At 58.6% G+C, this 10,105-nt stretch carries 8 protein-coding genes; 4 read left to right on the top strand and 4 right to left on the bottom strand.

What is annotated here, in order from left to right:
• Window positions 1–414: SIR2 family NAD-dependent protein deacylase (locus tag PROAA_RS01245; RefSeq protein WP_483771103.1), on the top strand; the 414-nt coding region annotated here is incomplete at its 5' end.
• Between the two features lie 61 nt (window positions 415–475).
• On the opposite strand, the gene recJ is transcribed toward PROAA_RS01245, so the two are convergent.
• From recJ to PROAA_RS01230, 3 genes are all read right to left on the bottom strand, one after another.
• Window positions 476–2,218 (bottom strand): single-stranded-DNA-specific exonuclease RecJ, encoded by a 1,743-nt coding sequence (recJ, locus tag PROAA_RS01240; RefSeq protein WP_186409571.1) that lies wholly within the window; start codon window positions 2,216–2,218, stop codon window positions 476–478.
• Window positions 2,215–3,291, bottom strand: coding sequence for a hypothetical protein (locus tag PROAA_RS01235; protein ID WP_186409570.1), 1,077 nt, complete (start codon window positions 3,289–3,291; stop codon window positions 2,215–2,217). The genes recJ and PROAA_RS01235 overlap by 4 nt, the downstream gene beginning before the upstream one ends.
• Before the next feature lie 77 nt (window positions 3,292–3,368).
• Entirely contained in the window at window positions 3,369–4,280 is a 912-nt protein-coding gene (locus PROAA_RS01230; RefSeq protein ID WP_186409569.1) for a LysR family transcriptional regulator, read from the bottom strand.
• Window positions 4,281–4,399: 119 nt separating this feature from the next.
• Between PROAA_RS01230 and aceB the strand changes: the two genes are divergently transcribed.
• Window positions 4,400–5,686, top strand: coding sequence for a malate synthase A (gene aceB / locus PROAA_RS01225; RefSeq protein WP_281182211.1), 1,287 nt, complete (start codon window positions 4,400–4,402; stop codon window positions 5,684–5,686).
• Entirely contained in the window at window positions 5,679–5,999 is a 321-nt protein-coding gene (locus tag PROAA_RS19230; protein ID WP_281182210.1) for a hypothetical protein, read from the top strand. Before aceB ends, PROAA_RS19230 begins: the two co-directional genes overlap by 8 nt.
• Window positions 6,000–6,050: 51 nt before the next feature.
• Here PROAA_RS19230 and PROAA_RS01220 read toward each other — a convergent pair whose 3' ends face one another.
• Complete coding sequence (locus tag PROAA_RS01220) at window positions 6,051–7,934, bottom strand: potassium transporter Kup (RefSeq protein ID WP_186409568.1); 1,884 nt, start codon at window positions 7,932–7,934, stop codon at window positions 6,051–6,053.
• A 333-nt stretch (window positions 7,935–8,267) separates the two neighbouring features.
• Here PROAA_RS01220 and PROAA_RS01215 point away from each other — a divergent pair.
• The coding region (locus PROAA_RS01215; RefSeq protein WP_186409567.1) for a fructose-1,6-bisphosphatase at window positions 8,268–10,105 on the top strand (1,838 nt) is incomplete at its 3' end.

Here is a 10,105-nt window from a genome sequence, read left to right as displayed (position 1 = left end):
GCTTGCACCAACGAGATCTGGCCAGCCGATGGTTGGCATCCGGTGGTCGATGAAGAACACTGTCTGCTGACCTCGGATTTTCCCGAATGCCCGAATTGCCATGGAATCGCCAGGCCAAACATTCTGATGTTCGGCGACTGGGGCTGGGTGGACCGGCGAAATGCAATGCAAAGCCGGCGTCTGAATGCTTGGTTGAACAAGGTCGAGCGCTTGCTGGTTATCGAAATCGGCGCCGGCGCCAACATTCCGACCGTTCGCATGACGAGCGAATCAGTGTGCCGGCGGTTGATCCGGATCAACCCGACGGAACCTGAGCTGGGTTCGGCCGAAGGGGTGTCGATCGCTTGTGGCGGATTGGAGGCGCTACGCGGCATTGCGGCAGCCATGGGTGATTGTCTGCCGGGGACGGCATAACCCGCCGCATCCGGTGTGCTTCTGAATTTGCTTTGGGCCGAACGGCGAGGTTCGCTGTTACCTACTTTCTGACCGTCTCGATGTATTCAATCATCAACTGCGGTGTCTGTACGCCCTGGTACTCATTGACGGCGAGCCGGTACGCGGCATTGATGGTGCTGCCGGGGGCCTCGGTGAAATTGAACTGGATCGCCTCGAGCCGCTGCTCGCCCTTGCGCAGGCGCAGCTTGAGATGCTTCTCCTTGAGGATGCGCTGACTTTCGACGACGAATTCATCCTCGAACAGCGGCGCAGGGAATCCTTGTCCCCAAACCTCATTCTCCAGCAGGCGTGCCGCGGCGAGCGAAAAATGCGCGGACTCGAGCGGCCCGTCGGTTTCAAGCGTTCGCGTGAGGTCTGGCTGTGACAACAGTTCGCCGGCGATTTGTGCGAACAGTTCGCGAAAACGCGCAAAATCCGCCTCCATGATCGTCGCGCCAGCGGCCATGGCGTGCCCGCCAAAGCGCAATAAAAGGCCGGGAGCACGTTTGGAGACAAGATCGAGCGCATCTCTCAGGTGCAGGCCGGGGATCGAGCGGCCGGAGCCTTTGAGTTCCGTTCCGTTCTTGCCAGTCTCGCCGCGTGCGAAAACGAACACCGGACGGTGCTGCTTATCCTTGATGCGCGAGGCGAGGATGCCGACCACGCCCTGGTGCCATTCGGGGTCGAAAAGCGCGATGCCCGGGCCATTGCTGGTTTCAATCGACTCGAGGTGGATCGACGCCTGATCCTGCATGCCGGATTCGATTTCCTTGCGTTCGCGGTTAAGTGCGTCGAGTTCCTGCGCAATGTTCAGCGCACGTGCTTCGTCGTCGGTAATCAGGCTCTCGATGCCCAGCGACATATCGGCGAGCCGCCCTGCAGCATTCAGCCGCGGGCCGACGATGAAGCCAAGATCGAGACTCGTGGCTTTCGAGGGATCGCGTCCGGCGGCGCGGAAGATGGCACGCAGACCCGGCGTCAGCTTGCCGCCGCGCATGCGGCGCAAGCCCTGGTTGACGAGGATGCGGTTGTTGCGGTCGAGTCTCACGACGTCGGCCACGGTGCCGAGAGCCACCAGATCGAGCAGCGCTGCGAGATTCGGTTCCCTGCGCCCGCCACTCTCGGCAAACCAGCCGCGCGCGCGCAATTCGGCGCGTAGCGCCAGCATTACGTAGAACATCACGCCGACCCCGGCAATGCTCTTGCTCGGAAAGTCGCAACCGGGCTGATTCGGATTGACGATGCAGTCCGCCGCCGGCAATTCGTCCGTTGGCAGGTGGTGATCGGTGATCAGCGTGGCGATTCCCAGTTCATTCGCTCGCGCCACGCCTTCGATGCTGGCGATGCCATTGTCCACCGTCACGATGAGATCGGGGGCGCGCGTTGCGGCCAGATCAACGATTTCCGGAGTCAGGCCGTAACCGTAGGTAAAGCGATTGGGCACCAGATAGTCGATCACGGCGCCCGGATCGTTGCTCTGGTTGCCGCTCATGGCGCGCAGGGCGCGGATGCCGACGGCGCAGGCGGTTGCGCCGTCACAGTCGTAGTCGGCAACGATGAGAATTCTGGCTTGCGCCTCGATGGCGTCGGCGAGCAGGATCGCCGCCTGCGCGGCGTTGGTCATCAGGCTGGGCGGGAGCAGGTGCTTCAGGTCGTAGTCTAGTTCGCTGCGTGTCTGAATGCCGCGCCCGGCGTAGATACGGGCAAGCAGCGGAGGCAAACCCTGCTGCTCAAGCTGCCATTGAATGCGCGGTTGAACCGTGCGTGTTTTCAATTGCGTCATGCCGTGTCCTTCGCCAGGTGTTTTGCCAGCTCGCCCAAAGGCTGCGGGCGGCGCCACAGCTTCAACTGGTCGCTGCGCCTGCATTGCCAGTCCAGTGCCGCGTAGGCGGTCGAGGCTTCGATACGCAAATCCGTGATCCGTCCGTTGACCAGCGCCTTGCGAAGCGGCGCGAACCAGCGCTTTTCCAATCCATTCTGGCCGGCGAGCGCGATGCGATAGGCCTCGCCATTCTCGTAGTGCACGGCTGTCAGCAGATCTTCGAGTACAACGAGATGGCGGGTGTCGCGTGCAGCGTGGGCAAAGAGAGCGTTCGCATCGGCAGGTACCGGATGCGTCGGCACGCCGGCGGCGCGTGCAAGTCCGAGCGCGAGCGGGTTGCTGCTCCACACGCCGTCAAAGCGCGATTCGATGCGCGGAGGGAGCGTTCCGGCACCCCATAGCCACAGGCTGTTGATCGGCATCCGACCTTCGTCTTCACGCTTCCGGTTGGTTGCGTGCGCGTGCAGCAGCATTTGCGCGTCCACGAGCAGTTGTCTGAGGTTTTGTGCGTGTGATGAAGCCGTCAGAAGCCGTTCGACGCTGCGACCTGCGACAGCCGAAAGCGGCGGCGCGTCAAAATGATCCAGACCGGCGTGCTTATCAAGCTGCAGATACCAGCGGTCGGCGGTTGCTACATGGAAGCGCCCAAGCACCGAAAAATGGCGGTTCAGTTCGTCGGTGAGGCTTTGGGCTTCTTCCAGCGCAATGTCGAAGCTTCCGCTGTCGGCAAGAATCAGGCTTTCCTGATGGAAGCGCAGATGCACCGGGTCGCTGCACAGCCACCAAGCATCGCCGCCCAGGAGCGGTGCCTGCCCATCATCGGTTTCGCCGAGCAGTCGGAAGGCTGCATACGGCGCGCCTTCAGCATGGCCGAAAGCGTCAGTCAGTGTAGCCTCCAGCGATTGCGGCGGGCGTCGTGTCATTCTGCTGCGAGCGAGCAGGAGATTCAGCGCCGGGCAGTCAAGGTCATCAAAGGCGTCGCGGTCATCGGGTTCCGGCCAGATGAGTTCCGGGATGAGTAGGGTGAGCTGCATGCCGCCTTGATGTGAGATTGAGCAGCGAAAAGTTTAGCACGGCGTTTTTCGCAAACCCGTCAACGACCTGCGGATGCTCATGCCTTGCCTGAATGATTCCAGTAGCTGGCATCGCTAAAGGAACTTTTCAGTTGATCCAGAAACAGTCGAACCCGCAGTGGCAAATGCCGACGTTGCGGGAAAACGGCATAAATGCCCACCGGTGGAGCCGAATATTCGTCAAGCAGCGAAACCAGACGTCCGCTGCTCAAGTCGCTACCGACCTCCCACATCGAGCGCCAGGCCAGCCCTTTGCCGGCGAGCGCCCATTCGTGCAGCACTGCGCCGTCGTTGCATTCGAAGCTGCCTGCCACTTTCATCAGCCGAATTTCGCCACCCGGAGTTGCGCGCAACGTCCAGCCGCGTTGCTGGCCGAGAGAGAGGCAGTTGTGCGCGGCGAGGTCAGCGGGCTGCAGCGGCGACCCGTGGTGTTCAAGATAGCGCGGACTGGCCACGACAACTCTGCGCATCTCGCCCAGCTTGCTGCTGACTAGGCTTGAATCCGCCATTTCACCGATACGCACGGCGCAATCGATGCCTTCATTCAACAAATCCACCAAGCGGTCCGTCAAATCGAGCGTCACCGTGACGCCGGGGTTGCCCTGCATGAATTCCTCAACCTGGGGTGCCACGTGGCGCCGACCGAAACCGGATGGTGCCGAGACCTTGAGGTGGCCGCTGGCGCGCATTCCCCCAAGCGAGACCGCCGTTTCGGCATTGGCCAGTTCGTTGAGAATTCGCTGGCAATCCTCAAGAAAAGCTTGCCCCTCGAACGTCAGCGTCAGCCTGCGGGTTGTGCGCAGCAGCAGCTTTACGCCGAGGCGCGATTCCAGCGCATCAAGCCGGCGGCCAATCACCGCAGGTGTAATCCCCTCGACCTTCGCAGCGGCCGAGAGGCTGCCGCGCGTTGCCGAATTTACGAAAGCCTCGATTTGCTTGATCTGATCCATAGGGCCTATTGTATACAAAAAGTAAAAGATACTTTGATTCCAATTGCTCTTATAATTCAACGTGGCATCGAATAGAATTGTACTGTAGCGACTAAAACTTAATTCACAGGAGTAATCGTATGAGCCTCAACCTGCCAGCTGGAATACAAGTCACTGGGCCGATCAATCCCGGATACGAAACCATTCTTACCGCGGACGCACTGGCGCTTGTAGCCAAGCTGCATCGAGCGTTCAATAGCCGTCGACTGGAGTTGCTGAAGGCTCGTGCCGATCGCCAGGCGCGCATCGACGCGGGTGAAATGCCCGACTTCCTGCCCGAAACGGCTCATATCCGCAATGGCGAGTGGAAAATCGCTCCCTTGCCGAAAGCGCTGGAGCGCCGTCGCACCGAAATCACCGGCCCGGTTGAAGCCAAGATGATCATCAACGCCTATAACTCCGGCGCTGATTCCTACATGACCGATTTCGAAGATTCGAACAGCCCGAAGTGGGAGAACCAGATTCAGGGCCAGGTCAACATCTACAAGGCCATCCGCCGCGAACTCTCGTTCAAGAACGAAGTCGGCAAGGAATACAAGCTCGACGACAAGATTGCCACCCTGCAGATTCGTCCGCGTGGCTGGCATCTTGACGAGAAGCACGTGACTGTCGATGGCCAACGTGTTTCCGGCGGCATCTTCGATTTCGCCCTTGTCTTGTTCCACAACGCCAAGGAGCAGATCGCGCGCGGCGCCGGGCCGTTCTTCTATCTCCCGAAGATGGAGTCGCACCTCGAAGCGCGCCTGTGGAACGACATTTTTGTCATGGCGCAGGACCATATCGGCCTGCCGCAGGGCACCATCAAGGCTACCGTGCTGGTTGAAACTGTCCTTGCCACCTTCGAGATGGAAGAAATCCTCTACGAGTTGCGTGAGCATTCGTCCGGCCTCAACGCGGGTCGCTGGGACTACATTTTCAGTTGCATCAAGAAATTTAAGAAGAACAAAGACTTCTGCCTGGCCAATCGAGGTGCGATCACCATGGAAGTGCCGTTCATGCGCTCCTACGCGCTACAGCTCGTCAAGATTTGCCACAAGCGCGGCGCGCCAGCGATGGGTGGCATGAGCGCGCTGATCCCGATCAAGAACGATCCGGTGGCGAATGAAAAAGCGCTGGCCGGTATCCGCCATGACAAGACGCGTGACGCCAACGACGGTTTTGATGGCGGCTGGGTGGCGCATCCGGGCCTGGTGTCGATTGCTGCCGAAGAGTTCCAGAAGGTGCTCGGCGACCGCCCGAACCAGTGGGAAAAGCAGCGCACGGAAAACTTCACGGCCAAGGATTTTCTCAACTTCCAGCCCGAGCAGCCGATCACCGAAGCCGGCGTGCGCAACAACATCAACGTCGGCATCCATTACCTTGGGTAGCTGGCTCGCCGGCAACGGCTGCGTGCCGATCCACAACCTGATGGAAGATGCCGCGACGGCCGAAATTGCCCGCTCGCAGGTCTGGCAATGGGTGGTTTCACCGAAGGGAATCCTCGACGACGGCCGCAAGGTGACCGTTGAAATGGTGCGGCAGATGATCGACGAAGAGCTGCCGAAGGTCAAAGCGACAGTCGTCGCACAGGGCGAAGACACCGCCACCTATGACCAAGCCGCAGTCATCTTCGACAAGATGAGCCTGACACCGGAATATCCGGAGTTTCTGACCTTGCCCTTGTATGAGGCAATGGACTGATTGAAAAGATGAGTGGTGAAATGGAGAGCCAATCTCCAGTCACCGCTCTCTTTACAGCACGACCTGCGTGCCGAGTTCGACGACCCGGTTGCTGGGTATTTTGTAAAAACCTGTCGCGCTCGCGGCATTGCGGAACAGAAAAATAAAAAGCTTCTCGCGCCACAGCGCCATCCCCGACCCCACGCGAGGGATCAGCGTTGCGCGGCCGAGAAAGAAAGAGGTCTCCATCATGTCGATGTCCAGGCCTTGGTCAGCGCACAGCGACAGTGCCTGCGGGATGTCGGGTTCGTCCTTGAATCCATACTGCACGGTCACCTTGTAAAAATCGCCCTTCATCTTGCAGATCCTGACGCGGTCGATTTCTGGTACATAGGGTTCGTCAAAGACCTTCACCGAGACAACCAACACCCGTTCGTGCAATACCTTGTTGTGCATCAGATTGTGCAACATGGCATTTGGCACACGCTCATTGCTCGATGTCATGAATACCGCGTTGCCAGCCACGCGTGCAGGCATTGACACCAGCAGGGCATCGATAAAGCTATCAAGTTCGATCGCCGCGCCGCTTGTGCGCTCGGTCAACAACTGGCCGCCACGCTTCCAGGTGATCATTACCAGAAAGACCAAGGCGCCGGCAGCCAGCGGGAACCACCCGCCATCCGGAATCTTCAGGACGTTGGCAAACAGGAAAAGCAGTTCCAGCGCCAGGAAAACGGAAAAAAGCGCAACCGCCCGTCCCCATCCCCATCCCCAATTCTTCGCGGCGATGATTGTCGCCAGAACCGACGTGATGACCATGTCGCCAGTTACCGCAATACCGTAGGCGGCTGCCAGGTTATTGGTCGATTGAAATCCGAGAACCAGAATGACCACGGCAAGAAAAAGGCCCCAATTGACCCCCGGCAGATAAACCTGACCCTGAGCCTTTTCGGACGTGAATTTGACTTCCATGCGGGGCAGGAAGCCGAGCTGCATGGCTTGTCGCGAGATCGAAAAAGCGCCCGAAATGACGGCTTGCGAAGCGATCACCGTCGCCACTGTCGCCAGGCCTACGAGCGGGTAGAGCATCCATTGCGGCGCAAGGCGGTAGAAAGGGTTATCGAGCGCCGCCGGTTTCGCAAGCAGCAAGGCGCCTTGCCCGAAGTAGTTCAAGATCAGCGACGGCAGCACAAAACCAAACCACGCCTGTCGAATCGGTCTGCTCCCGAAGTGTCCCATGTCGGCATAGAGCGCCTCTGCCCCGGTTACCGACAGCACCACGGCGCCCATCGCGACGATGGCAAGGGAGCGATTCTCGATCAGGAATCCCAGGCCATACGCCGGACTGAGTGCCCGGAACACCCCGGGATTAGCTGCGATATTGTAGATACCAAGCACGCCCAGGGTCGCGAACCAGAGCAGCATGACCGGGCCGAACATGACGCCGACCGCGGCTGTTCCTCGCCGCTGAAAGTAGAACAGGCCAAAGAGTACAAGCAGCGTCGCCGGGATGACAACGTGGCTGAAGGCCGGCGCAGCCACTTGCAGGCCCTCCAGTGCGGAGAGCACGGATATCGCGGGAGTCACCATGCCGTCACCATAGAACATACCGGCACCGAGCAGCCCCACCACCGTGATGATCCGCATCCGTCTCGGGTTGCCTCTGGCATTGTGCAAAGCCAGGGCGATGAGCGCCATGATGCCGCCTTCGCCACGATTGTCGGCCCGCATGATGAATACCACGTACTTGATCGAGACAATGACAATCAGCGACCAGAGAATGAGCGACAGGATTCCAAGTATGTTGTCGGGCGTCAGCGGGATCGGGTGATTGCCGGCAAATACCTCCTTCATCGTGTACAGCGGGCTGGTGCCGATGTCGCCGTAAACAACACCCAGCGCCGCTAGTGCCAGCGCAGCCTGCTGCGGTTTGCTCAGGTCAGTTGCCTGATGCATCTTGGGTCTTCATTCATTTTTCCGGTTGGCCATCGGTCGGGATGCTTCCTTTGCGCAGGGGTCAGTTCTTGTTCTGCATCCGTTCGCAGGGGGGAGATTCTAGCCCTTATCGTTCATGCCTGAAATGCTCTTCCACTGACGCAGCTGGGCTATACGGTCGATTGGAACCTTTTCCGACGCGATCGGTTCCCTGGGCAGTTCGTCACAGCCTTGCTTCCGCGGCATCGCGAAAATTGACGCGACGTGGCCATCAGGCGATACTCGAAGTCTTTGCGCCGGAGCAATAAACCAAGTACGTGCCGGCGTTAACGCTTGAGCCTTGACGAGTAAACCATGCAAACCTCCTCACTGAAATACCTGAATCTGCTGTCGGAGAAGTATCCATCAATACAGGCTGCGTCGACGGCGATCATCAACCTCACAGCCCAGTTGCAGCTTCCAAAGGGCACCGAACATTTTCTTTCCGACATCCATGGAGAGTATGAATCGTTCCAGCACGTCATCCGCAATGGCGCCGGGTCAATCTGTCGCAAGATCGACGAAATGTTCGGCAACACCATGTCGAAGTCCGAGCGCCGGAATATAGCAACGCTCATCTACTACCCGGAGCTGAAAACGCCGATGATGCTTCAGTCGGTTCCGGACAAGGATGAGTGGAGTCGACTGACCCTGGTTCGTCTGGTCAAATTCTGCCGCAGACTCAGCGCAAAGTATCGGCGCGAGACGGTTAGAAACCTGCTGCCGAAGCATGTTGCTGAAACCATTGAGGAACTTCTGTACGACCAAGAGGGTGTCGAGCACAAGGCGGCGTACTACCAGAGCCAGATCGACACGATTGTCTCGACAGGCAGTGCGCAGGCATTCATCACCTGCCTGGCTGAACTGATTCAACGACTGGCGGTTGAACGGCTGCACATCATCGGCGACATCTATGATCGGGGCCCTGGCGCACACCTCATACTCGACGACCTGATGGATCACCACCAGGTCGACATCCAGTGGGGGAATCACGACATCCTGTGGATGGGCGCCGCCGCCGGCAGCGAAGCCTGCATCGCCAACGTCATCCGCTTTTGCCTTCGCTACGGCAATATGGAGACGCTTGACAATGGCTACGGGATCAGTCTGCTGCCGCTGGCTTCCTTTGCCCTGGAAACCTACAAGGACGACCCTTGCGAACTGTTTATCCCCAAAGTCTCCGCTGACGACTCGTTTACCAGTCAGGAAATCCGGATGATGTCGCAGATGCAGAAGGCCATGACAATCATCCAGTTCAAACTTGAAAGCCAGATCATCAAGCGGCGCCGGCAATACCAGATGCAGGACCGCCTGCTTCTGGATATGGTGGACTATGAACGCGGCGTCATCACGCTCAATGGCGTTGAGTACCCGCTGCTTGACACCTTGTTCCCGACCATTGACCCCAAGAACCCTGACGTTCTGACGGCCGAAGAACAGATGGTGATCGAGAAACTGAAGCTTTCGTTCGCCAACAGCAAGAAGCTCCAGCAGCATGTCAGGTTCCTTTTCTCGACAGGCAGCCTTTACCTCATCCATGACGGCAACCTGCTTTATCACGGATGTATCGCCATGGAGGATGACGGCGAATTCAAATCATTCAACGTCGACGGGAAATCGTTTGCCGGCAAGGAGTTTCTCGATCGGGTGGATCGCCTCGCGCGCCAGGGCTATTTCGATATCGATCATCTGGAGCGCAAGCAGTACGGCATGGACGTCATGTGGTTCCTGTGGTGCGCCCCTCAGTCACCTCTATTCGGCAAGGAGAAGATGGCCACTTTCGAGCGCTGCTTCATTGCCGACAAAGCCACCCATACCGAGAAGCGCAATCCCTACTACACCCTTCGTGATACTGAAGCGACCGCCCGCAAGATACTGACGGAATTCGGACTGAATCCGGATGCCGGCCATATCATCAATGGCCATGTGCCGGTCAAAGTGACCAAGGGCGAACGACCGATCAAGGCCAACGGCAGGTTGATCGTCATCGACGGGGGGTTTTCCAAAGCCTACCAGCGGGAAACCGGAATTGCGGGCTATACCCTGATATCCAACTCGCGCGGTCTGTTGCTTGCGGTACATCAACCCTTCGAGTCTACACAAAAAGCCGTTTCCGAAGAGCTCGATATCGACACCGAAACTCAGATCATCCA

Origin of the sequence: Candidatus Propionivibrio aalborgensis, from assembly GCF_900089945.1 — a bacterium.
Lineage (GTDB): Bacteria > Pseudomonadota > Gammaproteobacteria > Burkholderiales > Rhodocyclaceae > Propionivibrio > Propionivibrio aalborgensis.
Note: the sequence above shows the minus strand (reverse complement) of the source record. Positions and strands in the feature narration are given on the sequence as shown.